The organism is Nitrosomonas sp. Nm51, assembly GCF_900111165.1.
Taxonomy (GTDB): Bacteria; Pseudomonadota; Gammaproteobacteria; order Burkholderiales; family Nitrosomonadaceae; genus Nitrosomonas.
In genome coordinates this window covers 110,361-133,814 of sequence record NZ_FOGH01000003.1, presented here as the reverse complement: position 1 = coordinate 133,814, position 23,454 = coordinate 110,361, and the positions used below count along the sequence as shown (strand labels likewise).

Annotated in this window: 26 protein-coding genes and 1 riboswitch; of the genes, 23 read left to right on the top strand and 3 right to left on the bottom strand. The window is 48.6% G+C overall.

The genetic code is table 11. The features are described 5' to 3' along the window. The first annotated feature begins 26 nt into the window (after nucleotides 1–26). The 5 genes from trmB to BMY60_RS02505 all read left to right on the top strand — a co-directional run bounded on the left by trmB (nucleotide 27) and on the right by BMY60_RS02505 (nucleotide 6,226). Nucleotides 27–722: a tRNA (guanosine(46)-N7)-methyltransferase TrmB gene (gene trmB, locus BMY60_RS02525; protein WP_090330953.1), complete on the top strand. Its 696-nt coding sequence runs from the start codon at nucleotides 27–29 to the stop codon at nucleotides 720–722. Nucleotides 723–1,169: 447 nt separating this feature from the next. Beyond that, nucleotides 1,170–1,420: riboswitch (cobalamin riboswitch) on the top strand. A 115-nt stretch (nucleotides 1,421–1,535) separates the two neighbouring features. Next, nucleotides 1,536–3,416, top strand: coding sequence for a TonB-dependent vitamin B12 receptor (gene btuB, locus BMY60_RS02520; protein WP_090330952.1), 1,881 nt, complete (start codon nucleotides 1,536–1,538; stop codon nucleotides 3,414–3,416). Between the two features lie 20 nt (nucleotides 3,417–3,436). After that, a complete protein-coding gene (locus tag BMY60_RS02515) occupies nucleotides 3,437–4,042 on the top strand; it encodes a hypothetical protein (protein ID WP_177166549.1) in 606 nt (201 codons plus the stop codon). Beyond that, nucleotides 4,039–4,653 (top strand): cob(I)yrinic acid a,c-diamide adenosyltransferase, encoded by a 615-nt coding sequence (gene cobO, locus BMY60_RS02510; protein WP_090330949.1) that lies wholly within the window; start codon nucleotides 4,039–4,041, stop codon nucleotides 4,651–4,653. Before BMY60_RS02515 ends, cobO begins: the two co-directional genes overlap by 4 nt. A gap of 88 nt (nucleotides 4,654–4,741) precedes the next feature. Next, a complete protein-coding gene (locus tag BMY60_RS02505; protein ID WP_256250639.1) occupies nucleotides 4,742–6,226 on the top strand; it encodes a cobyric acid synthase in 1,485 nt (494 codons plus the stop codon). A gap of 69 nt (nucleotides 6,227–6,295) precedes the next feature. Here BMY60_RS02505 and BMY60_RS02500 read toward each other — a convergent pair whose 3' ends face one another. Further along, nucleotides 6,296–7,189, bottom strand: coding sequence for a TIGR01777 family oxidoreductase (locus tag BMY60_RS02500; protein ID WP_090330945.1), 894 nt, complete (start codon nucleotides 7,187–7,189; stop codon nucleotides 6,296–6,298). Between the two features lie 270 nt (nucleotides 7,190–7,459). Here BMY60_RS02500 and smbP (BMY60_RS02495) point away from each other — a divergent pair, with 270 nt between their 5' ends. Continuing rightward, entirely contained in the window at nucleotides 7,460–7,843 is a 384-nt protein-coding gene (gene smbP / locus BMY60_RS02495) for a small metal-binding protein SmbP (RefSeq protein WP_177166548.1), read from the top strand. A 144-nt stretch (nucleotides 7,844–7,987) separates the two neighbouring features. Here smbP (BMY60_RS02495) and BMY60_RS02490 read toward each other — a convergent pair whose 3' ends face one another. Both BMY60_RS02490 and BMY60_RS02480 read right to left on the bottom strand, forming a co-directional pair. After that, nucleotides 7,988–9,532, bottom strand: a complete 1,545-nt coding sequence (locus BMY60_RS02490; protein WP_090330942.1) for an AbgT family transporter — start codon at nucleotides 9,530–9,532, stop codon at nucleotides 7,988–7,990. Between the two features lie 267 nt (nucleotides 9,533–9,799). After that, on the bottom strand, nucleotides 9,800–11,191 hold the full coding sequence (locus BMY60_RS02480; protein WP_090330938.1) for a YecA family protein: 1,392 nt from the start codon (nucleotides 11,189–11,191) through the stop codon (nucleotides 9,800–9,802). Nucleotides 11,192–11,564: 373 nt separating this feature from the next. Here BMY60_RS02480 and BMY60_RS02475 point away from each other — a divergent pair, with 373 nt between their 5' ends. From BMY60_RS02475 to BMY60_RS02390, 17 genes are all read left to right on the top strand, one after another. Beyond that, the gene (locus tag BMY60_RS02475) at nucleotides 11,565–11,906 is read left to right on the top strand and encodes a hypothetical protein (RefSeq protein ID WP_090330937.1); all 342 of its coding nucleotides are present in this window, start codon (nucleotides 11,565–11,567) and stop codon (nucleotides 11,904–11,906) included. 456 nt (nucleotides 11,907–12,362) lie between these two features. Next, a complete protein-coding gene (locus BMY60_RS02465) occupies nucleotides 12,363–13,607 on the top strand; it encodes an MFS transporter (protein WP_090330934.1) in 1,245 nt (414 codons plus the stop codon). A gap of 243 nt (nucleotides 13,608–13,850) precedes the next feature. Then, the gene (locus BMY60_RS02460) at nucleotides 13,851–14,528 is read left to right on the top strand and encodes a response regulator (RefSeq protein WP_090330932.1); all 678 of its coding nucleotides are present in this window, start codon (nucleotides 13,851–13,853) and stop codon (nucleotides 14,526–14,528) included. Next, nucleotides 14,515–15,888: a HAMP domain-containing sensor histidine kinase gene (locus BMY60_RS02455; RefSeq protein ID WP_177166547.1), complete on the top strand. Its 1,374-nt coding sequence runs from the start codon at nucleotides 14,515–14,517 to the stop codon at nucleotides 15,886–15,888. Before BMY60_RS02460 ends, BMY60_RS02455 begins: the two co-directional genes overlap by 14 nt. Before the next feature lie 90 nt (nucleotides 15,889–15,978). After that, nucleotides 15,979–16,329 carry a YXWGXW repeat-containing protein gene (locus BMY60_RS02450; protein ID WP_090330930.1) on the top strand — a complete coding sequence of 117 codons (351 nt, stop codon included), beginning with the start codon at nucleotides 15,979–15,981 and terminating at the stop codon, nucleotides 16,327–16,329. Between the two features lie 270 nt (nucleotides 16,330–16,599). Continuing rightward, nucleotides 16,600–17,484: a YfdX family protein gene (locus tag BMY60_RS02445; RefSeq protein ID WP_090330928.1), complete on the top strand. Its 885-nt coding sequence runs from the start codon at nucleotides 16,600–16,602 to the stop codon at nucleotides 17,482–17,484. 129 nt (nucleotides 17,485–17,613) lie between these two features. Further along, entirely contained in the window at nucleotides 17,614–17,961 is a 348-nt protein-coding gene (gene smbP, locus BMY60_RS02440; protein WP_090330927.1) for a small metal-binding protein SmbP, read from the top strand. A 35-nt stretch (nucleotides 17,962–17,996) separates the two neighbouring features. Further along, nucleotides 17,997–18,179 (top strand): hypothetical protein, encoded by a 183-nt coding sequence (locus tag BMY60_RS02435; RefSeq protein WP_090330925.1) that lies wholly within the window; start codon nucleotides 17,997–17,999, stop codon nucleotides 18,177–18,179. Between the two features lie 171 nt (nucleotides 18,180–18,350). Then, nucleotides 18,351–18,509: a hypothetical protein gene (locus tag BMY60_RS15615; RefSeq protein WP_177166546.1), complete on the top strand. Its 159-nt coding sequence runs from the start codon at nucleotides 18,351–18,353 to the stop codon at nucleotides 18,507–18,509. A 95-nt stretch (nucleotides 18,510–18,604) separates the two neighbouring features. Further along, a complete protein-coding gene (locus BMY60_RS02425) occupies nucleotides 18,605–19,939 on the top strand; it encodes a HAMP domain-containing sensor histidine kinase (protein ID WP_218141602.1) in 1,335 nt (444 codons plus the stop codon). Between the two features lie 262 nt (nucleotides 19,940–20,201). Continuing rightward, nucleotides 20,202–20,492: an EexN family lipoprotein gene (locus tag BMY60_RS02420; RefSeq protein ID WP_090330921.1), complete on the top strand. Its 291-nt coding sequence runs from the start codon at nucleotides 20,202–20,204 to the stop codon at nucleotides 20,490–20,492. 204 nt (nucleotides 20,493–20,696) lie between these two features. Further along, nucleotides 20,697–21,071, top strand: a complete 375-nt coding sequence (locus BMY60_RS02415) for a PRC-barrel domain-containing protein (RefSeq protein WP_090330919.1) — start codon at nucleotides 20,697–20,699, stop codon at nucleotides 21,069–21,071. A 37-nt stretch (nucleotides 21,072–21,108) separates the two neighbouring features. Beyond that, on the top strand, nucleotides 21,109–21,465 hold the full coding sequence (locus BMY60_RS02410; RefSeq protein ID WP_090330918.1) for a SpoIIAA family protein: 357 nt from the start codon (nucleotides 21,109–21,111) through the stop codon (nucleotides 21,463–21,465). A gap of 15 nt (nucleotides 21,466–21,480) precedes the next feature. Next, nucleotides 21,481–21,870 carry a SpoIIAA family protein gene (locus BMY60_RS02405; RefSeq protein WP_090330916.1) on the top strand — a complete coding sequence of 130 codons (390 nt, stop codon included), beginning with the start codon at nucleotides 21,481–21,483 and terminating at the stop codon, nucleotides 21,868–21,870. Between the two features lie 64 nt (nucleotides 21,871–21,934). Next, nucleotides 21,935–22,141, top strand: a complete 207-nt coding sequence (locus BMY60_RS02400) for a DUF2934 domain-containing protein (protein WP_090330915.1) — start codon at nucleotides 21,935–21,937, stop codon at nucleotides 22,139–22,141. Then, nucleotides 22,138–22,377 carry a hypothetical protein gene (locus tag BMY60_RS02395; protein WP_090330913.1) on the top strand — a complete coding sequence of 80 codons (240 nt, stop codon included), beginning with the start codon at nucleotides 22,138–22,140 and terminating at the stop codon, nucleotides 22,375–22,377. Before BMY60_RS02400 ends, BMY60_RS02395 begins: the two co-directional genes overlap by 4 nt. A 142-nt stretch (nucleotides 22,378–22,519) precedes the next feature. Further along, a complete protein-coding gene (locus tag BMY60_RS02390) occupies nucleotides 22,520–23,440 on the top strand; it encodes a YfdX family protein (RefSeq protein ID WP_090330912.1) in 921 nt (306 codons plus the stop codon). Nucleotides 23,441–23,454 lie beyond the last annotated feature (14 nt).

The following is a 23,454-nucleotide window of genomic DNA, read 5'->3' as shown; positions in this document are numbered from 1 at the left end:
CATGCAAATACCAGAAACAGCCGCTCATGACGCACACCATCCGCAGTTTTGTCTTGCGCCAGGGAAGAATTTCTACCGCACAGCGCCGCGCCTGTGAAATACTGCTACCCAAACACGGTATCCCTTTTAAGCATGAACCAATCAATCTGGAAGCTGTGTTTGGCCGGCAGGCACCCAGAATATTCGAAATCGGCTTTGGCATGGGGGAAACAACGGCAGATATCGCGCATTCTCACCCTGAGCAGGATTATCTGGCTGTCGAAGTGCATACGCCAGGTGTGGGCAGCCTGCTTAATCAGATCGAAACACGGGGACTTTCCAACCTGCGCATTATTCAACATGACGCCGTTGAAGTAATGCAGCATATGCTGCCACCCATGTGCCTTGACGGCGCGCATATTTTTTTCCCTGACCCCTGGCCGAAGGCGAAACATCATAAACGCCGTCTGATTCAGCCGGCGTTTATTGCCCGTCTGTGCAAGCATCTCAAGTACAACGCCTATATTCATCTCGCTACGGACTGGGAAGATTATGCCTGCCATATGCTCGACGTACTCAACAACGAACCGTTACTGTACAACACAGCTGCCGATTATTCAGACCGCCCGGATTATCGGCCTGTAACCAAATTTGAACAGCGTGGTATCAGACTCGGACATGCGGTATGGGATTTAATTTTCCGGCGTTATCCAAATACTTTTCCGCCTACGAAAAATATATAAACCAGTGTTCTATCCATATGATATTGCCGGGTTCAGTGAACTTGTCAGTATACATGGCAACGCCTGCCTTGCAGGCAATAGCCGTTCTATTGTCAAAAGATGCAACGCAGACCATGGACGCTGGCAAACTCACCCACAGGGCGTTACCGTGGTGTTCTGCAACCGCGTTACAGTACTTGAAAAGGGAACAATCCTTTGCTGCGTACTGTGTCGTTGCATAACACCACGGTAACACTGTACCAGACAGTATCATATGGATAGAGTAGCAGAGGGTGTTAACAATTGTGAATTGTTGCTGCTGATTGCAATGAAACACTGTATCAAATCTCATCATCAGGAGGAAAAACAACAAGCTAAACGAGATTACAGATAGTAAATTGCAGATTGCGCGGGCACAGCGGCAGATAGAAAAAAGCGGTCTTGACTTTAAACATGCATTTCTGTAGCCTTCGCACCCTTACCTTAGGTGCCTTTTGAACATTAAAAGATTAAACGGGAAGCTGGTGCGATCCGGTATCAACGGAACAAAGCCAGCACTGCCCCCGCAACGGTAAATGAGTGAAGAAAACAGTTTATCATACTGTTTTTATTCAAGGTTTGCATGATGCCACTGTACAAGATTATTGCATGGGAAGGCGCAAATCTGGAGTCATCTCCGCTCATAAGTCCGGAGACCGGCCTGAAGTAAATACACATATATTGCGGAGGGCAGTATTCAAATCCAGGTTTCCGGTTTTTCTCTGACTGGACTGATTTTTTATTCCTTCGCACGTAATTTAGACGGATTGCGCGCGGGCGGCGCGAAGGATTAAAATGATAAAACAGAGAAGACGAATATTGCCGGCGGCAGTGCTGTGGCTTTGCAGTGCTGTCAGCGCAACGGGCTGGACATTTGATTATGTGCCAGCACACCAAAGAGAGCCTGTCACAGTGACGGCAACGCGAACAGCACAGACAGCCGATGCGGTTCTGGCATCCATGACGATCATTGACCGCGAAGATATTGAGCGCCAACAGGCACGTTCAATCCACGATCTGCTGCGGGGCGCGCCTGGCATTAACATTGTCAATAACGGCGGTCCCGGGAAAAGTACATTTATGCAGATGCGCGGCACCGAAACTGATCATATTCTTGTGCTTATTGACGGTATTAAGGTCGGCAATGCAACATCGGGCACAACACCCTTCGAAAATATTCCGATCGATCAAATCGAACGCATTGAAATAGTGCGCGGCCCGCGCTCGAGCCTGTACGGTTCAGAGGCCATTGGTGGGGTTATACAGATTTTTACACGCAAGGGAGACGGCAAAACCGGTTTCAGACCAACTTTCAGCTTCGGCGGCGGTAGTTACGGTACCCTGAACGGTTCCGTGGGCTTGTCCGGTAACAGCAAGCAGGGCTGGTTTAATCTGACGGCAAGTGGCAGGGGCACCGATGGTTTTAACAGCTGTTCGGGATCGGCCAGTGCGGGATGCTTTTCCAGCAGTCCGGATCCCGACCGGGATGGCTACCGGAATGTAGCCGGTTCGGCCAATGCCGGTTATCGCTTCAGAAACGGTGTGGAAATCGGCGTTAATTTTATGCAATCGGCTGGTAAAACTCAATTTGACGCCAGCGATCCTTTTTCGGGGTTCATTTCACCGAACAAATCCGAGTTACAGCAACAGGTTTTCGGTGGAACGGCCAAGTATGCGCCAATGGATTTCTGGCAGCTAAACCTGATAGCTGGCCGGAGCAAAGATTACCTGGACAGTTTTAACGGCCGCAAGCTGACATCCCGGTTTAATACAGTGCGCGATACCATTTCAATTCTGAATGATTTTACCGTGCATAAAGACCAGCTGCTGACAATCGGCATGGATTATCAAAATGACCAGGTTGACAGCACGGAGGCTTTTACCGTTACATCGCGCAATAATTGGGGTGTTTTTGCACAACATCAGGCAACTATTGCATCATTTGACGGCCAGCTTGCCGGCCGCGTTGATCTGAACGAGCAGTTCGGAACACGACTGACCGGCGGGATAGGAACCGGATACAAGATTACCAAAGCAATACGCTTGACGGCAAACTTTGGCACTGCGTTCAAGGCACCGACATTTAATGAACTGTATTTCCCGATTTCAGGCAATCCCAACCTGGATCCTGAAAATTCGCGCAGCCTGGAGTTCGGGTTGCGCGGAAAAATGGACTGGGGCAGTTGGTCGCTGAACGTTTATGATACCCGGATTAATGATCTGATTGCGTTTGATGCCGATACATTTGAAGTTGATAATATCAATCAGGCGCGCATTAGAGGCCTGGAAGCCGTTCTGAATACACAGATCAGAAGCTGGGTGATTAACGGCAACCTGACCTTTTTGGATCCGGAAAATCGTTCTTCAGATTTAAACCGTGGTAATGTATTGCCTAGACGCGCGCGGCAATCTTTTCGCCTTAATACCGATCGCCAGTTTGGTAAATATACGCTGGGAGCGATGTTTCTGGCCGAAGGCGAACGTTTTGACGACCTGGGAAATACACGTAAACTGGATAGCTACGTCAAGTTCGACTTGCGCGCGGAATACCAGTTGGGCAAAAACTGGCGCATACAGGGCCGTATCGAGAATCTGTTTAACGCGCATTACGAAACAGCCGCATTTTTCAACCAACCGGGACGCAATTTCTTCGCAATGTTGCGATACCAACCTTAAAAACAAGGAGTAAGTAAAAAATGGTCTCACTCTCAACTTCATTACCGTTATCAGGACGTCTTCAGTTTATGATTGCATCGGTACTGGTAGTACTGATGGTTACCACGCGCGATTATCACTTTTCCTCTGTGTACAGTCTGCCGGGCGCCTCGTGGGCAATATTTTTTCTGGCCGGTGTTTATTTAAGAACAACGTGGCCCTTGCTGGGATTTCTTGCGTTAAGCTGGTGGGTTGATTTTGCCGCATATGCCTGGGGCGGCGCAAGCGGATACTGTTTGACGCCAGCGTATGGCTTCCTGCTGCCGGCCTATGCATCCCTATGGCTTGCAGGTCGCTGGTATGCCGGTCAATATCGGTTTACATGGCAGACACTGATACCACTGACATCGTGTGCGATCGTGGGTTTGACATTATGCGAGTTATTTTCCAGCGGCGGCTTTTATTTTTTTTCCGGCCGTTTTGATGACACCGCATGGGTTGAATTCATCGCGCGATCCTTTACCTATTTTCCAATGTATATCCAATCGTTCGCTATCTATGCTGGCATAGCCATGACCTTGCATATTATTTTTGTTTTGATATCACGACGATTCAATACAGAAAAACATGCTGCTGGACAAATATGACAAATTCCAACACTGCCGACAAAGCAGCACGTTACCGGCAGCGCATGCAACAAAAGAAACAGGTTGTAGACGCAGCCATTGCGCGCGCCGACCAGGAAAAAGGATTGTTGCTGGTGTTGACCGGTAATGGCAAGGGCAAATCAAGTTCGGCATTCGGTATGACTGCGCGTGCCCTGGGACACGGTATGCGTGTAGGTGTTGCACAGTTTATCAAAGGCCGTTCAGATACCGGTGAAGAGGCATTTTTCCGCAAACAGAAACAGATAGTCTGGCATGTGCTCGGCGAAGGGTTTACCTGGGATACGCAAAATCTGGAACGCGATACTGCAACCGCGCGTAACGGCTGGTCTATCGTACAGAAAATGCTGTGTGATACCCGGTTTGATCTGGTTGTGATTGACGAGCTGACGTATCCGCTCAAATTCGGCTGGCTGGATATGGACCAGGTATTAAACGATTTGCAAAGCCGTCCACTTATGCAGCATGTCGTGATTACCGGGCGTGGCGCGCCTGACAGACTGTGCGATGCGGCAGATACAGTTACGGAAATGCGTGATGTCAAACATGCATTCCGCTGCGGAATAACCGCACAAAAAGGAATCGATTTGTAGTTTGAACTGAGGGGGTTGACAGCCCCTAACAAAACACTATCGTATCCGTATTTGATTTCAGCTTTGATTTAACAACCCGCATACCACGATGATAGGTTCTCAAACACTCATGATTCAGGGCACGACCTCCGATGCCGGAAAAAGCATGCTGGTGACTGCTTTGTGCCGGTGGCTTTCACGCCAGGGGGTACGTATTGCGCCGTTCAAACCACAGAACATGGCGCTAAACAGCGTGGTAAGTATTGACGGCGGAGAAATCGGACGTGCACAAGCCGTACAAGCATGCGCGGCGGGTATTTTGCCGCATACTGACATGAACCCCGTGCTGTTGAAACCGAATACAGACAAAAGCGCACAAGTCATCATTCATGGTCATGCGGTATCCAATATGCATGCGTATGGTTTTCACCAATATAAAACTGTTGCGATGAATGCTGTACTTGAATCATATGCACGTCTGGCTGCCCGGTATGACAAAATAATTGTCGAAGGCGCGGGCTCACCCGCTGAAATCAATCTGCGTGCAAACGATATTGCCAATATGGGTTTTGCCGAAACAGTCGACTGTCCGGTTATTCTGATTGCCGATATCGATCGTGGCGGGGTTTTTGCACAGCTGATTGGCACACTCGCTTTGCTCAGCGAAACCGAGAACGCGCGAATTAAAGGATTCATCATTAACCGGTTCCGTGGCGATATTGCACTGCTGAAACCCGGTTTGGACTGGCTGGAAGAGTATACCGGCAAACCGGTGCTGGGTGTTCTGCCTTATTTACAGGGATTGCATCTTGAAGCCGAAGATGCGCTGCCGCATACCTCCGGTTTTATAACACCGGTCGAACATGAATATTTACAAGTCATAATTCCGGCATTGCCGCGTATCAGCAACCACACCGACTTTGATCCATTGCGCTTGCATCCGCAGGTAAACCTGCAGTTTGTCGGGCCAGGTGAAACAATTCCACCGGCTGATTTGATAATCCTTCCGGGTTCGAAAAGTGTGCGCGCAGATCTGGACTGGTTGCGCAAACAAGGATGGGAACTGGCTGTCCACAGGCATTTGCGTTATGGCGGCAAGCTGATGGGCGTCTGCGGCGGATTTCAAATGCTGGGCAAACTGATTCATGATCCCGCCGGGCTGGAAGGCGAGCCCGGCAGCAGCCAGGGGCTGGCTTTTTTCGATATGCAAACGACCCTGCAACCGGAAAAATTACTGCGCACTGTTCACGGCACACTCGCATCTTCAGGCGCTGCCATCACCGGTTATGAGATGCACAACGGCGTATCCGTTTTCAACAAGCAATACAAGCCCATGGTTTATTTGCACCATGAGACAGATGGCGCAATGAGTGAAGACGGCCTGATTATAGGCGGCTATCTGCATGGTTTGTTTGAGTCTACAGATGCCTGTTCAGCACTATTGACATGGGCCGGACTCAATAGCTGCAGTGAAACCCCGAATTATCCGGCTATTTGCGATGCCGCGATAAACCGCCTGGCCGACAGTATCGATCAGTATCTTGATACACGCTTGCTTTCCCAGTTACTCAATTTAAACAGCTTATCTGCATAATCAACAACCAGGGGTGTTGCGGCGCCACGGATTGGTATTCAATGCCATCGACAGGCCGTTGAAAACGGTTTAAAGCACATCTGCCAGTGCTGCATCCAGCATCGGATATTTGAATTGAAATCCAGCGTCTTGTAAACGTTTGGGCATGACTCGCTGGCTGCCCAGTAACAACCCGGCCCTTTCACCAAGCATAAATTTTAAAGCCCAACCGGGCATGGGCAGCAATGCGGGCCTTTTTAACTGTGCTGCCAGTGCCTGCGTAAAATCACGATTGGTCGCGGGGTTAGGTGCAGTCAAATTAAAAACGCCTTCAAGCGCATTATTATTGAGCAGAGTCTGACACATGGCAACATAATCATCAATGTGAATCCAGGGCATCCACTGGTTGCCTGAACCCAGCCTGCCGCCGAGGCCAAATTTGAATGGCTGGATCATGAGTTCAAGAAAACCGCCGTGTTTGCCAATAACCAATCCGGTACGAAGCAAACAGACCCGGACGCCATATTCTTTTGCCGCCACCGCCTCATGTTCCCAGGCTGCGCATAATTGATGGCCAAAATCGTCAAGACCGGGAGAAGACTCATCAAGTAATGTGTCACCCTGATCACCGTAAAAACCGATTGCCGAGCCACTTAACAAAACAGCCGGTTTCGTTTTCGCTTTTGCTATGAAATCAATCAGCAGGCGTGTTGTATTTAAACGACTGTTCAGAAGCACCTGCTTGCGCTCTTCAGACCACCTGCCCGCAAAAATCGGCGCGCCGGCAAAGTTAACGATAGCATCGAAGTGATCGTCTTCTGTCAGATTTCGTAATGAGCCGACTTGCTCTATCCGATTACCAAAAATAGACGCAACTTTGTTGGGATAACGGCTGTAAACCGAAATTGTGTGTCCTTCAGAAAGCAATGCCGGACACAATGACTGGCCAATAAAGCCGGTTCCGCCTGTAATTAAAATATTCATATAAAGCCCTCTTTTTAACGGTTTCTCCGGATTTGACTGCGTGACGACATTATGTGTTGTATATCTGGGCCGGCATGGATATAAATCAACAGTAACTGCCTCATTTCAAGTCACCACCAAATCAGGAATTCTGCCATAATGCTGGAAAAATACGCGGAACTTGTGCCAGCCGGCGCCTTCAAAACAGGATGCCATTATGACAAAATATGCAGCATAAGCAAAACAAATGCAGCACATCCATAGGAATCTTAAATGATGAGGACTTGTATCATGAAAAATCTGTCAGCATGTCTGGTTGCAGGAATATTTACACTGTTTTTAAGTTACCCAATTAATGCATCGGACTTTCTGGACACCGAGTTCGATGGTGGAAAATCATTAATGCTGGAAGCTATCGAGCACGCAAAAACCGCAAAATCACATAAAGCACACGCTGACCATATTCTTGAACACGCTAAAGAAAGCCTTGAATATGTTAAAAAAGCCGAAATCGCTGCGATTGAACAGAACAATACGGAAGGCAGAGTACACATCACCGAAAGCATCCAGCAGCTGGTCGAGACCATCAATCATGCGAAAGAAGGCCATACGCTGATTGCTACTGAACACCTGACGGGTGCGTTACAGGCTATGCGTCAATTTGTAGAACAATAGTTTTTTTGAGCGGATCCGGAAGATCAAAAACCGCATTTAGTCTCTCTGGTAACGCGGGCCTTTTCCTCTTGAAAATTGGGCAAATTGCCGGATCTGCACAGCTAAAAAAATGCACGCAGTCAACAAACGGATTGAACAGTACAATTACGGATAGCCATAACGCGATTGAATGCCAAGCGGCAGATCCAGGAACATAAACAGCAGTAGAAATAACGTCCAGATAATGAGAAAAGTTATCGAATAAGGCAACATCATCGCTGTAACTGTGCCGATTCCGGCATGCTTCACGTAACGCTGGCAATACACAACCACAAGCGGGAAATATGGCAGCAATGGTGTAATGATATTGGTGCTTGAATCACCGATGCGGTATGCGGCCTGCGTCAGATCGGGTGAAATGCCGAGCTGCATCAGCATGGGCACAAAAATCGATGCGAGCAACCCCCATTTTGCGCTGGCCGAACCGACAAACAGATTGATGAATGCCGTGATAAAAACAACCCCGATCACCGTAATAGTCGACGGCAGCGCCAAGGCCTTTAATAAAGCCGCCCCCTGCAGGGCAAGCAGAACACCAAGATTGGACTGACCGAACGCATAGACAAATTGGGCGATAAAAAACATGATGACGAGGTAATAAGCCATCTGGTGCATGGCTTTTGTCATGCCATCTATAATGTCTTTCGCGCTTTTCACGGTTCCAGCCACAATACCGTATACACATCCCGGCAATATGAACATCAGGAAAATCAATGAAACAATCGAGCGCATGATTGGTGCCTCGCCAGAAGTGAGATCACCTGTTGTATCCCGCCATGGTGATTCAGACGGCCAGGCCGTTGTAATCATAACGACGACGCCGAGCAGAAAAACAAGGCCCGCCGCACGCAACCCTTTTTGCTCGTTAGGTTCCAGCGCGTGCATGGCAGGCAAATCTCCGGTATTGTTATTGAACGCGGTATGCCGCAGCCGCGGTTCAACGATTTTTTCTGTCACGAACCAGCCAAATCCGATAATTAAAATGGATGAAGCCGCCGTAAAGAAATAATTGTTAAGCGGATTGAGCACGATATCGGGATCGAGAATCTGAGCACCGGCCTGCGACAGACCCTGCAGTAATGGATCAAGCGATGAGGGTACAAAGTTTGCAGAGAAACCGCCCGAAACACCTGCAAAAGCAGCGGCTATACCAGCCAGAGGATGCCTTCCGGCAGCATAAAAAATGACACCGCCCAACGGTATGACCAGCACGTATCCGGCGTCAACAGCGGAATGGCTGATGATACCGGCGCAAATGACCACCGGTGTCAATAACCGTTCGGGAGTAACATTCAGCAAAGCACGCAAAGCGGAATTGATGAAACCTGTATGTTCAGCAACGCCAATTCCGAGCATCGCTACAAGCACCACGCCTACCGGATGAAAATGTGAAAAATTCGTTACCATCACCGACATGAATTCGGTTATTGCTGTGCCAGACAATAGATTATGGATAACGAGTGACGCATCTGTACGCGGATCGATGACGTCGAACGCTATATGCGAAAGCAGCCACGAAAGCACCCAGACTATGAACAGCAACCCGACAAACAGAATTGCAGGATCGGGCAGTTTGTTGCCCAGACGCTCAACTGTACCCAGCATACGTGCGGTAAAGCTGATTTTTTTCTGTTGCGCGTCTTCAGACATGCTGCCCCATTGCTATTTTTTTAAGTTTCCGCATCATCCATTCAATGTTTAGTCTCTGAAATGTCACTCGGGCCAGGCATGAAAAGCGGTGTTAATGCATATAATAAACGCGCCTTTTTTCGTTTGAAGCAGCCCGGGGTCCGGATCAGTTCGGCGGGCCGCGCTGGCGTACGCAATCAAATCACCAAAAAAATGTGCGCCCTCTCTCGGACACCTTTCATCTTAGCGTTTTTTCAAGATCAGGGGTGGTGTCTGCCGCAATGAACGTTAGGGCGAAATATCCAGCGACTTCCAAAGAAAAGCAAATGAAACTGCTTTTCTTCCTTCCTGTGCGGCCTGTTCTTTCTCCCGGGCTTCATACATACGCAGCAATCCTTTTACCCGTTCCAGACCGGCAGGCGTTTTGATCGCTTGCCGTGGCGTTTTGCCGTCAAGCCTGGGAATAACTTCATCAGCCCAGCTGGCATACATGCGGTGGTAAGTCTGTTCGATAACCTGTGTATGGATTTCCGGAGAAATATCCGGATCAGCCGGTAGCGGCTTAGTTTTTTCCTGTTTCTGCCTATTCTTCATGGCGCCGATGGGATCGGTTATTTCGCGCGAAATAAACTTCACAGCATTGCCCGCCAACGCTTCAAACCAGGGGCGGCCTTTGTCGGCATAACTTTGCGCTCTATAAAACAATGAAATCCTGTCAGGACTCGTCTCGATATTGATAGATGCTAGTGAACGGGTTTGTCCATTTTCACAATCCATCAAACGGTTCCAGCCTGTTTCGCGGCTGCCATCCACATCCGTTTGTGTTTTTAGTGCGCTGGCCAGCGCATCCCAGTTATTTACATTGTAATAATCCGTGATCAATAGCATGGATTCGCCAGAAAAGACGTCTCTTATGGCGGGCATTGGCATCGGAGCATAAAACTGCTCGAGCCATTTGCGCAGGATGATTGTACTGATTGACTCCTGCAACCCTTTTCGTTTCCGGCCGAACTGTTTTTTGACGGCATGCAGCTGTTCTGCAACTTCCTGGGACTTTAACAAAGAGAAAGGGTAAGTCGCACCAGAAAGTTCATAATGGCCGCCGACTTCCATGATCCGAAAACCAACATATTGACCGAGTAATACAGAATCACTGCCGGCTTTTTCATGTACGGTAACTGGCTGCGCTTTCGAATCCAGCACGTCGCATAATGTCATTTGCTGGCCGGCAATAACGTCAGTCACTTCATACAGACGCAAAGGACGTTCACCCAGCTGCGCTATCCAGTTGCGCTGATCAACGGTAAATAACGGTCCACCTGGTCCAAGCAGATATTCGGAAACACGTTTATGTTCATCTTTGACCGTTATATACCCTTCGGCAAGCAGCCATTCGGTTGCATTAATGTGAATACTCTGCCAGGTTGCCTGGTCGAGTGCTGACAATGCGTTATATTCATCTTCGGATAAGTTGTCAAACAGTAATTCTTCGAGCGCTGTTTTGACAGCCCGGCGATGCTTGTTCGTTAACCAGTCAAGCGCCCGGGGCACGGCGCCATCGAAACTTTTTCGTTCCTGTGTATCCACTTCAGCGTCAGCGTCTACGTTTGCACAGCATTTTTTATACTTCTTACCACTTCCACAGGGGCAAGGATCGTTTCTTCCTACTTTTGGAGACATATTTGATATTAATACTCATTCATTTCGTTCAATGATAATACGATTGTAGTTGATTGTTCGCTTAGCTGTCGACTTGTTGTTCAATGATTAAAATTTATACAATACCAACGGCTTTTACCCTGTTTGCAGTCAATTACTCTGTGATTGAAACATTGTCGGGTTTCGCATATTGCAGTACGTGATGATCAATCATTACAATTGCTTGTGACCATTGTAATCATAAAACACCAGCTCGATACTTTTTAGCCGTATTCAAAAGCATTGCTGATGTACAACGCCGGTACGCATTGATTTTTATGTGCGCCGGATGGCTTGGGCTGTTTAGACCCATACGGTCTCAGGCTTTTCATTTTCCCAGCGGAGACAAAGACATATGAAACAGATCATTGCAATCCTGGCCGTATTGATACTGACGCAGGCTTCCGGCAATGCCGGCACGCTAGTCAACGGCAACTGGACACCCGCACATTGTGGCGCAGAGCCGGAACCGCCCGTTATTGACAAAACCAATATCGAAAACTTCAACCGCAGCATTGATGCGATTAACGCCTGGCAGGACCGCGCTTTGGAATACCACGCCTGCATGGTTAAAGAAGCCAATGCTGATAATGAACGCATTACCAACACGGCAAATCAGGCGCAGTCCCGGTTACAGGACGAAATTAACCGGATCAACGCTGAAGCGGACCAAGTACGGAATGAGCTGACAAAATAATCTCCGCTCTCAATCTGTAACCTGTGTTGCAGCAAATCCCGAATGCAATGTTGATCCTTTTTTGCATGCTTTTCCCTGCCCGGAAATGGCCGGCGCAATGTTTGCGATGACGTGTTACATTTCTGCGCCCTGCAATCTGTATAAAATAATAGTCAAATATGTCATCAACAAAGCCATGAAGAACGCAATTAATTTATCATTGACAGTAGCGGGAACGGTGCTCATCATTATCTGGTGTTTAATTGCATTAATTCGACATATACTTTTTAAAGAATATTTCATTACAAAACAATTGGCTGATCTGAAAAATAATACACATAATTTTTGCAGTTAAACACTGGCTGGCAGAGTATCCGCTTGGATTACGACGAACCAAACAACATACGCTTGAAAAACAAACCGCAATCACCCCACTTCACCGAAGGCGTCTCCGGGCGTGAGATCTGGTCGTGGGCGATGTATGATTTCGCCAATTCGGGTTACACCACTGTCGTGATTACCGCAATTTTTAACGCTTATTTTGTCTCGGTTATTGCAAACAATGAAGACTGGGGTACGTTTGCATGGACGGCATCGCTCGCTGTTTCATATCTGCTCATTATGCTGAGCGCGCCTGCACTGGGCGCCTATGCCGACGCGTACGCTGTGAAAAAACCGCTACTGCTCATCACGACAGTCGGCTGTGTGGTATTTACCGCCCTGCTCTGTCTTGCCGGACCAGGTGATTTATGGCTGGCCGTCACGTTGATTATTCTGACCAATTTCTTTTTCGGCAGCGGTGAAAACCTGATTGCTGCGTTCCTGCCGGAACTGGCAAAAAACGAATCGATTGGCAAGGTATCCGGCTGGGGCTGGGGTCTGGGTTATCTGGGCGGGCTGTTTACACTGGGATGCTGTCTTGCATACGTTACCTGGGCTCAGGCGCAAGGTCACGAAACCAGTCAGTACGTTCCGGTCACGATGATAATCACAGCCGTTATTTTCGCTATTGCCAGCCTGCCGACATTTCTCTTCCTCGAAGAACGCGCGCAGCCACAGCCGCACCGGCATGGGCGGCGGATCGTTCATGAATCGTTTTCGCGGTTGACAGACACATTAAGACATGTACGCGATTACCGGGATTTAATGCGCTTTCTGGTATGTCTGGTATTTTACCAGGCCGGTATTCAAACCGTTATTGCGCTGGCCGCAATTTATGCGCAACAGGCCATGGGATTCAATACACAGGAAACGCTGTTGCTTATTTTACTGGTCAACATCACCGCGGCACTGGGTGCATTTGCCTTCGGCCATATTCAAGACAGACTCGGTCACTTACTGACCATCGGGCTGACGCTTACCGGCTGGATTATTATGATATTGCTGGTATGGCTCGCCGAAGAGCGTGTGATGTTCTGGACGGCGGCCAATCTTGCCGGGCTGTGCCTGGGCGCATCCCAGTCCGCCGGACGCGCCCTGGTAGGCTTGTTCAGCCCGGTCTCCCGCCGTGCCGAATTTTTCGGGCTCTGGGGACTGGCTGTCAAACTGTCTTCCATACTGGGGCCGCTCACCTATGGCTGGGTCAGCTGGATTTCACAAGGCGATCACCGGCTTGCAATGCTGATTACCGGCAGTTATTTCATTATTGGTTTGTTGATTTTGACCCGCGTCAACGTGATCCGCGGACAACAGGCCGCAAAACACGATCCGGCAACGGTTTAAATCTAAAAATAAATTCCGACAGACTCTCCTCGATCAATACCCTCTTAGACATTATAATGCATCAGACAGCAGCTGGCGTCAGTTCAATAGAATTTTCAGTTGCAAGTAAGTGCTGCACATTGGATCAATAATTGAAAATCGTAATATCAGTCTGAATAATTGGAACGCGAATGGTCATCGGGATAACAGCTGCCATTGCATTGATATGCTAGCCGGAAGCTAACCAACCAGGATGTCAAGATCATGAAAATTCTCGTCGCCGAAGATGATGCCAGGGTGACTCAGTATGTAAGAAAAGGCCTGACTGCGGAAGGACATACGGTAGACTGCGTCGCAGATGGTCGCGAGGTGCTGGCTTACTGCCTTTACTCTGCTTATGATCTTGTTATTCTGGATCGAATGCTGCCCGGCATGGACGGTATGGCCGTTCTCAAAGCGCTGCGTGCCGCCGGCAACAAGACCCCCGTGATTTTCCTTACGGCACTTGGTAACGTCGAAGACCGTGTTGAAGGTCTCAACGCGGGTGGAGATGACTACCTGACGAAGCCTTTTCATTTTTCTGAGTTAGTGGCGCGCATTGGCGCAATTTCTCGCCGCCCAGGCGGCGGAGAGGAAGCATCGATTTTGCGAGTTCACGATCTTGAACTCGACCTGCTGTCAAGAACTGCACAACGCGGGGATGTTATTATTGAATTGCAGGCAAAGGAGTTTGGCGTATTGGAGGTACTGATGCGCAATGCCGGACGAATTGTCACCAAGTCCATGCTGCTTGAACAAGTATGGGACTTCAATTTTGATCCTGGAACGACGGTCGTGGAGACACACATAAGCCGGTTGCGCGCGAAAATTGATAAACCGTTCGATGTGGCGCTGTTGCACACGAACCGCAATATGGGCTATTCCATTCATGCGCCCCGCTGATTTATTTTTCGGTTCCGCAAACCGCATGCTGGTGTTTGTAGGATTGCTGTTCATCCTGACGTACCTCATCGCCGGAGCATCTATTTATCATATGGTACGCAACACCACGCTTGCAAAGCTGGAGGCCCGGCTGGCTGAAGAAATCTCGCTGTTGCGCCGCATCTACGACGAAGGTGGACCAGCTGCGCTTGCAAATGTTGTGAATCAACTGGAAGATCCCGCTGTTGCCGGCGAACGCTTCGTGGGATTGTTTGACGAAAGCGGCGGAAAACTTGCCGGCAATATAAATATTGCCGTCATCCCGGATAAACTGACTACCCGGAGCACGATGACTTTGGTGTCAAACGGGATGGATCAAACGCTGTTTGCGCGCGCGGTGGTTCTCGAAAGCAGGCATGTAGTCGTCGGCAGAAATACGCAGCTGATGAAGGATGAACTCGACACCCTTGCGTGGGCCATCATTACTGAAGGAATAACCACGATAGCGGTTGGCTTGCTGATCGGATGGCTGCTGAGCCGCCGCTCCCTGCAGCAGCTTGAACGAATCGCCGCAACCCTGGAAAAAGTTGCACAAGGCGACACCGGTGCACGCGTTCGTATCAGCAATGGAAACGCACAGATCGACCGCATCTCGCGTTTGGTCAACGAATCGCTCGAAAAGCTTTCCACGCTGATGAAGAGTACGCAAAATACGATTCATGCTATTGCGCACGATTTACGTTCGCCACTCAATCGCGCATTCATTCTCGTGCGTGAAGCGTCGGAAAACCGGGCCGACAGCCAGCAGCTGCTGAATGATGCGGAGGCGGCGCTCTATAATCTTGGAGCGATCTTTGACACGGTGCTGCGCATCTCCAGACTGGAAGCCTCTACTAGCCGTTCGGCATTCTCTGTCATAGACTTGCGCGAAGTAATACGGGATGTCGCTGCAGTGTTTGAACCGGCGTTTACCGACAGGAAGCAAGCTGTAATTATCCAGGATGCATCAAGTCCCGTTACGGTTCACGCTGACGAACAAATGCTCAAGCAACTGCTGACCAATCTGTTACAGAACTTCAATCGGCACACGCCTGCAGGAAGCACGGTGACGCTTTCCGCTTGCCGGCTCGGCACGGGCGGATCGATTTTGCAAGTGGCCGATGACGGGCCCGGTATTCCCGCCGAAGCGCATGATGGCATGCTGAAACCCTTCAGCCGGCTCGACGCAAGCCGCAGCGACGAGGGCAGCGGATTAGGCCTCGCACTCGTCAAAGCCATTGTCAACCGGCACGGCGCGACGCTCAGTCTCACGGACAATAACCCGGGCCTGCGCGTCGAAATCCGTTTCCCTGCCCTGCCGTCCAACTTGTCGAATTTGTAAAGTCCGGGCAAGGCTGGCGGCAGTTTACTTTCCTATTCTAACCATGTGCCGGGCCAGTGGTGCCCCGGCCGTTATCAACAGGAGAGACCCATGAGAAAAATACCGATTTTAGCGATGTTACTTTTTACAGCTGCCGCCGCTCTGCCGGTCGCGGGCAATGCGGCCAAAGCGACAGTAAGTCATCCGGACGCTTCATCAACCGCGAAAACCGTGGTGAAGCCTGCCAAGTCCCTGCCGGCGCCAAAAAAAGAAACGAAGCCGGTGGTGGAGATAGAAGAGGATGTGTATTGGGTGCCCGGCGCCTGGTACTGGGATGATGACGACTGGGTCTGGGCTGACGGCTACTGGCTCGACCGACCGTTTGCCGGCGCGGTATGGGTGCCCGGCCACTGGGCGGACCGGTGGTGGGGAGTGACCTGGGTTCCCGGGTACTGGCTCTAGGTTCTATCGCCGCGTGGCTTAATATTTAACAAGTCCGTGCGGTATTGTGCAAGCAAGTGGATCAGCCAGATTCAGCCTGGCGTCAGTGCATAAGGATACGACGCAGGCAGCGGCAGCGGTCGCGGCCACGGTGGAAAAGACTAGGAAAAACCGTTGCGAAGCCAGCCTGGCCTGTTGACCACCGGGAATCCGGCACTAACCGAATCTTCCGGGATTGACTCCATGTCCACGCAAGGTAACAAAAGATAAACGATAACAAGGAGCAATGCGATGAATAAAAACACATTATTAGTGTGCGGATTAATTCTGGCGGTTACATTTATGCTGCCGGGCGCCGGTTTTGCTGCGGATGAACCAAAGAAGCAATCGGCAAAAAAAAAGACGCCAGTCGAACTGCAACAGGAACGGACCCAGTCGCTTACGCACAAAATGATGGGGAATATTAACCTTGCCCAGTTTGCACTTGGACTCAAGCTTCCCGATGATGCGGCTCATCATATTGAGAAGGCACAGGCTGTAGAAGCCGAATTAGCGGAACAGCTACCGGAGCTCACGGTTAAGTCGTCGTTTAAGTACGGCAAGGTGACTTACGATGACATTAGCACGATCAAGGAGCACTATGTGCCCGTTGAGAATGACGTTCTCGTAAGCAGCGACTATGAGGCCATCTTCGAGCGTTCAAAGGAACTGGGGCTGAAAGAGACCAGCGCGGGTATTGTGCAGATAACTGTTTCGGTGGATCTGCGCGAGGTCAAGAAAGGTCTTGACGCGGCGCACCGGGATATAGACCGGAAAGACTACGGCAAGGCGCAGAATGCGCTTGCCGCAGTCTTTCAGGACGCCATCGTTAATGAAGAAGAAATTGATGACCCGATATTGGCGATTAGCGGAAACCTGGCGCTTGCTAAATCATTTCTAAATATTGGACAGTATGATAAAGCCCGTTTCACACTTCAGTATGTACAGGAACGCCTGGCCAGCGCTAGTACAAGCAATGTGAGCCTTTCCGGCGTTGATAGAGCGACCGTGAAAAATCTCTCGGCAGATTTGGATAAGTTAAAAGCAGAATTAAGAAAAGAAGATCCAACGCTGACTCAACGCATTAGCGATCAACTCGACCACTGGAAAAAAACAGTCGAAGAATGGATCGATTAACTCGGTCTGGCATCAAGAGAAGGAGCTGCCTATCGGATCATCAATGAAGTGTGATATTTAACATAACAGAAGAAAATAATATATATTTCTTAGATATTCTTTATCAACAAGCAAAGAGGCAATTACATCATGAAAAATATATCAACTATTTTAGTCATTGGTTTTTTAACATGGTTTATGAGTACTCAAGTCAGTGCAAACAATGCAATGAAACATACGGCAGAGGCAATGGAACATGCAGGGCAAGCACTGGCGCATGGTGAAGATGGTCATGCGGAGGTTCTAAAAAAGCATGCGCAAAGAAGCTTGAAACATGCCATGGATGCTGAAGAAGCACATGCAAATTCATATCATCATGTAAAGGAAGGAGTCAAACATATCGAAGAAGCAATTAAAAAAGCTGACATGGACCAGCCCGCTGAAGGAGCCGAGCATATGAGAAAAGCAATTAAACATTTGGATACATCAACTGAATAGTCAAGGCCATTGTAGCTATCATTTGGAGAACACAAATGCCGCGCTCATTGTACATTAAGGAGTCGTTCATAAATAACTGTAACACCTGGGCGCATCTGGCGGGATGCAATGCAAGCCGAAAGGATGAGTCATGGCACAGCCATGGCGACGACGAACAACGCCGCAGTGTACCCGCCAGATGCGCCCAGGTGTCACATTTATTTATTCGCGGCTCCTGAAGTCACATTGTTAATGCCAGCTATCGAAATTTACAGTCGAAGAAATTATCAGTCTTTTTGAGCACATTGACAGCCCTGATGGTGTTGTTTGTAGCAAATATCTGTCCGGATTGTTTTAACCCCGGGAGGGTAAGGATGAAACAGATGGAACGGCTACAGGAGACACGGAAGATGAGATTTGAGGAAGCCTGTAAAAGCTATAAGAAGGGAAGCCTAACGCAAGAAGAAGCGGCATCGATACTTGCGTATGTGACCGTACGTTCAGTCGTTATATGGCCAAATATGACGGGGTGGTTTGGACACAATAAGCCGGTCGCGCGCGAAAATTGATAAACCGTTCGATGCGGCGCTGTTGCACACGAACCGCAATATGGGCCATTCCATCCGTGCGCCCCGCTGATGTATTTTTCGGTTCCGCAAACCGCATGCTGGTGTTTGCAGGATTGCTGTTCATCCTGACGTTCCTCATCGCCGGAACATCTATTTATCATATGGTACGCAACACCACGCTTGCAAAGCTGGAGGCCCGGCTGGCTGAAGAAATCTCGCTGTTGCGCCGCATCTACGACGAAGGTGGACCAGCTGCGCTTGCAAATGTTGTGAATCAACTGGAAGATCCCGCTGTTGCCGGCGAACGCTTCGTGGGATTGTTTGACGAAAGCGGCGGAAAACTTGCCGGCAATATAAATATTGCCGTCATCCCGGATAAACTGACTACCCGGAGCACGATGACTTTGGTGTCAAACGGGATGGATCAAACGCTGTTTGCGCGCGCGGTGGTTCTCGAAAGCAGGCATGTAGTCGTCGGCAGAAATACGCAGCTGATGAAGGATGAACTCGACACCCTTGCGTGGGCCATCATTACTGAAGGAATAACCACGATAGCGGTTGGCTTGCTGATCGGATGGCTGCTGAGCCGCCGCCCCCTGCGGCAGCTTGAACGAATCGCCGCAACCCTGGAAAAAGTTGCACAAGGCGACACCGGTGCACGCGTTCGTATCAGCAATGGAAACGCACAGATCGACCGCATCTCGCGTTTGGTCAACGAATCGCTCGAAAAGCTTTCCACGCTGATGAAGAGTACGCAAAATACGATTCATGCTATTGCGCACGATTTACGTTCGCCACTCAATCGCGCATTCATTCTCGTGCGTGAAGCGTCGGAAAACCGGGCCGACAGCCAGCAGCTGCTGAATGATGCGGAGGCGGCGCTCTATAATCTTGGAGCGATCTTTGACACGGTGCTGCGCATCTCCAGACTGGAAGCCTCTACTAGCCGTTCGGCATTCTCTGTCATAGACTTGCGCGAAGTAATACGGGATGTCGCTGCAGTGTTTGAACCGGCGTTTACCGACAGGAAGCAAGCTGTAATTATCCAGGATGCATCAAGTCCCGTTACGGTTCACGCTGACGAACAAATGCTCAAGCAACTGCTGACCAATCTGTTACAGAACTTCAATCGGCACACGCCTGCAGGAAGCACGGTGACGCTTTCCGCTTGCCGGCTCGGCACGGGCGGATCGATTTTGCAAGTGGCCGATGACGGGCCCGGTATTCCCGCCGAAGCGCATGATGGCATGCTGAAACCCTTCAGCCGGCTCGACGCAAGCCGCAGCGACGAGGGCAGCGGATTAGGCCTCGCACTCGTCAAAGCCATTGTCAACCAGCACGGCGCGACGCTCAGTCTCACGGACAATAACCCGGGCCTGCGCGTCGAAATCCGTTTCCCTGCCCTGCCGCCCAACTTGTCGAATTTGTAAAGTCCGAGCAAAGCTGGCGGCAGTTTACTTTCCTATTCTAACCATGTGCCGGGCCAGTGGTGCCCCGGCCACTGGGCGGACCGGTGGCGGGGGGTGACCTGGGTTCCCGGGTACTGGCTCTAGGTTCTATCGCCGCGTGATTAAATTTTAGTATTTAAATGAAATTCATAGGAGAATCTTCCGGTTTTTTAAGTCCGGATGAGACCGGATACCGGCCATCTTTGAGGAGAGACCACGATCTGTTATTTGAAGGAATATCATTATGAAAAAGCTGTTAAACGGAATTTCGATAGCGGCAGGTTGTTTACTGGTACTGGGGCTGGCCGGTTGCAACGATCTCAACGACGAAGGTGAGGTCCAGTCTGTTGACTGGTATCAGGCAAACAAAACCGAGCGTGAGGCAAAACTGGCCCAATGCATGTCCGGCCCGGAAGACCTTGGCGCGTCGCCCGACTGTATCAATGCCAGCCGTGCGCAAAACAACTCTGAAGCTGATACGCACTGGATAAAAGGGAAAGAGGATGTAAGAACGCCTGCATCGGTCTACGATTAGCAGACAAATGTTCAAAAAATATTCGACGCTGCTCTTGTGCGAAGAAATTCTTACATCCACTCTGCGCAATTAAACGATCTGGAGAAAAGAAATGAATCAATTAGAGCAAACAACTGCACCCGCATCAAATTTGAATCATACGATTAAGACATGAGTGATCAAGAGGCTTGAAATTCGCTCGTCCTGTTAGTCTTGGTATCGTGTTTGTTGATTAGTGTTCCGGTTTATGCTGGCACGGCGTCCAAAAAAATTACGTATGTCGATAAAATCGAAAGTATTGAAGAAATGCACATCAACAAAATGATATGCATGGATGTTGTGAACAACAACGGCGAGAAGCGGGGAAAAATCAGCAACCTAATTCTATCTTCTCCGCCTGATAGCGTTTTATTCGCAATTATGCCGGTCGGCGGCTTTCTTGGAATTGATGCCAAATTAGTGACTGTACCTGTGGATAATTTCAAATTCAAAAACAATAAAGCAGCACTAGACGCGAGCGAGGAGGAGCTTAAAGAAGCGCCCGTATTTTATTACGTTGATCCCGCTAAGAATGTACCAAACCTTATAGGAATTGTGTGAGCCAGTTAAAAACATCTCTACTTGTAAAGAGGAAATAATGCTTACTGTGCAATCTATTACACGAAATCTGGTGGAGATTACCATAACTGGAACATTGAAACCAGAAGACTTTAAAGAATTTGGCAAGAAAACCCAGGCGCTTATTAATGAGCATGACAGTATTCGAGTCATGATCGACGCCTCCGGATTTGAAGGCTGGGACAATTTTGATGCGGCAGAACAGCATTTTGACTTCGTGAAAAGGCATCATAAAAAGGTGGAACGCCTTGGTATCGTTGCCGGGCATACGTGGCAACACTGGTTGGCGGCATTGGCGCAGGTATTTGTACATCCACATGTAAAGGTATTTGACCAAAATCAAATCGAAGAAGCCAAAAAATGGCTAAAAGCGTAACAAGAGGAGAAAGAGATGACTGTCACCTTAAAAGGTATTGAACTGATCGAAGAGGAGAGATACATCAATCTAAAAATAACCGGCAAACTGGAAAAAGAAGACTATGATTTTTTTGTGCCGGAAATAGAACAAGAGATAGAAAGTCATGGCAAGGTGAATATGCTGGTAGAGTTAATCAATTTTCATGGCTGGACGGCAGGAGCCGTCTGGGAGGATACCAAGTTCGGCATCCGGCATTTTAACGACATTAAACGATTGGGCATTGTCGGAAACAAGGGCTGGGAAAAAGGCATGGCCATTTTTTGCAAGGCTTTCACAACAGCCAAGGTGCGCTATTTTGATGCCAATGAAAAAGGCCAGCGTGAGGCGGCAGAGAGCTGGGTTAAGGAAAGTATTGAGAGATAGGCTGATTTAAATAAATTTATGAAATTTCTATGAGATAGCCGACTCTAAAGTTAAGGAGATTAAAATGGGACTAACAAAACAATCATCTAAAAGTAGCAAGAGAAAATTAACTGACGGAGGTAATGCTGCTGAGGAAGAATCTCAACCAGATATTGAAAATCAAAATTCTCGTGTTGCAGTTTCAGCCTACTACAAGGCGCAGGCTCGTGGGTTTGAGCCAGGATATGAGTTGGATGACTGGTTGGCTGCAGAAGTGGAGGAAAATCAATGAATATTCTTTCCATTAAAAAGCAAAACGATTTGTACTCGAGCGCACAGAGGGCCGGTCATAAGATTCGTGAAGCCGGCCAATTAAAACGTGCGAAGACGTATGCATCGTGCCTTACGGAGGTCTTGAATGACAAAAACGCATTGACGCCAACTCTGCGCAAGTTACCTGCAGCGTTCACCCGCGACTATCCGGGCCGGGTTCCAACGGATTCGTACAATTTTCCGGAATCAGGATAAACATACAGTTAAGCAACAGAATAAAAAGAGATTAATTTATTAAATTCGGTCACTGAATGAATATTTGGAGAATTTTTTAAGCAAATGGCTTCAATAATACAAAGAGAATGCTTGGTCAATCAAAATTAATTGGAGAACCGTTATGTTGTTTAGAACCCTTTCGTTAAAAATGAATTTGGCCATGTTATCGGTTGCCTTATTGTCATTACCGCTTTGTGCCGCTGATGGTAAATCGATAATTAAACCAAATGATCCGGCTAACTCTGCTGCACAAGCTGCGCAAGCCAAAGTAGATAAAATAATCAGTGAAAAACAGAAACAAATTATCCATGAAGCGGCAGACGCTATTGCTAATACAAAAAAAGCCTTAGCCGCTCTGGAGCAAGATAAACAGCAGAAAGCATTAAGTGCTTTAGAAAAAGCAATAGGTGAGCTGGAAGTTGCCCTCGCGCGTGATCCTGATTTAGCCCTCGCAGCTATTGACGCGCAAATTACCATCCATGATTTATATTCGACTCTGGAACAAATTGAACAAGCGAGAAAACAAGCAGAAGATTATCTTGAAGATAACAAAATCCAGAATGCCCGGGATATTTTGGGCGGCTTGGCAAGTGAAGTTAATATTAGCGTCGTCAATATTCCACTGGCCATTTATCCAAAAGCGATAAGAGATGCGATTTCCCTGGTCGATGCCGGCAACACTAAAAAAGCCAAAGCTGTTTTGCGGGTAGCGCTGAATTCATTGGTAGAGACCAGGCATATCATTCCATTGCCCATTATACGGGCTGAAGAAAATCTCGATAAAGCAGAAGCTTTGGCAGAAAAAAAAGACCGTACAGAAGTAGAGGATATATCTTTAACACATTTTCTTGATCAAGCGCGTCTTCAGCTAACAATAGCCGAGGCCCTTGGCTACGGCAGTAAAGATGACTATAGGATGCTTTACAAACATCTAGACGGAATTATTGAAGAAACTGAGGGAGGAATGCCCAAGAGCGATCTCTTTAATGAAATTCGCAACTTTCTTACTGATCTTGCCGGATCGTTTACTGACAAAAAATAAGTTTTTGTACCTGT